Source organism: Labrys sp. 22185, assembly GCF_052045555.1.
Classification (GTDB): domain Bacteria; phylum Pseudomonadota; class Alphaproteobacteria; order Rhizobiales; family Labraceae; genus Labrys; species Labrys neptuniae.
Genome location: NZ_JBQEPH010000113.1, coordinates 1 through 958 on the forward strand (window position 1 = coordinate 1; position 958 = coordinate 958).

A 958-nucleotide genomic window follows, 5' to 3' on the forward strand; every position below is an offset into this window, starting at 1 on the left:
GGAGGATAAGATGACAAATGTCGAGCTGATAAAAGTCGAGGAACAGGGGAGCGGTCGCCTTCTGTTCAGCGTTCGAGTCCCTACTGCCGCAGGCAAGATGGAATTTCCGATCGCGATCGACGATCAGGGATCGCAAGCCTTGAACGAGATGGCTGTCCTGCGATCCGCCATTGTCTTTGCTGCCGAACTGGAGGCCTCGGTTCGGCATCGTCTCGGAGCAGCGCCACAACCAAGAGTAATTGGGTGATCCCTGGGGACGAGAGCGGCCACTGCCAAATGGCACGCCGATAACCCAAAGAGTAGCGCGGAGCAGCAATACTTGCATCACGGCCCCGCGGTCGCCAGATATATCTGTACCTTGCCATTAGCGGCGCCGGCGACACGGTCGAGTTCGTTTCTCGGCGAAAATCGTGACCCGGAGCTCTCCAAGCGCTTTATCCGCAAGGCACTCCATTGGCACGGCCGGGCTGAGCGCATCGTCATTGACGGCAGCCAGACTATGTCGAGACGATCCGATCCCGCGAGGGTGGACTTCGATACGCTGGCAGGTCTAAACGGCAACCCCGCCAGCAGTCTCGTCTTTGGGCCAAGGCATCAAGCTGTCGCAATCCCTCTGGCCGCTAGGATGAGATGCGGCGCTCGCCGGGATGATTATGAGCCGCTTCGCCATCTCTCCCATTTCCAAACCTGGTGTGGAAATTCCTTTTGGCAAGCAAGTAATCCCGATCACGGCTGACACCTTGGCACCGCGACGTCCGTCCCATCCTTGCGATATCGCAATAAGGCATTGCACTTATCGAGACCTCAACTTGGCCCCGATCCCCAGAGATAATGCCGTCGTCACATGTGAGTGTGGTAACCTCGGACTGGAACCTTGCGAGCGCCACGCCGTTCTCGTCCTATGAGGATTGGTGAGGGAACGGCGATGACAACGGTTCGATTTCTTCGCGAAGACGAA

General features: G+C 57.6%; 1 protein-coding gene and 1 pseudogene. Both read left to right on the forward strand.

Going from position 1 to position 958, the window contains the following annotated elements; translation table 11 throughout:
* Positions 1-247, forward strand: a 247-nt coding sequence (locus tag ACTJKX_RS38140) for a hypothetical protein (RefSeq protein ID WP_440728497.1), incomplete at its 5' end; no start/stop codon positions are given.
* 86 nt (positions 248-333) lie between these two features.
* Positions 334-499, forward strand: a pseudogene (locus tag ACTJKX_RS38145) (DDE-type integrase/transposase/recombinase); the annotation flags it as partial.
* Between the last annotated feature and the right edge of the window lie 459 nt (positions 500-958).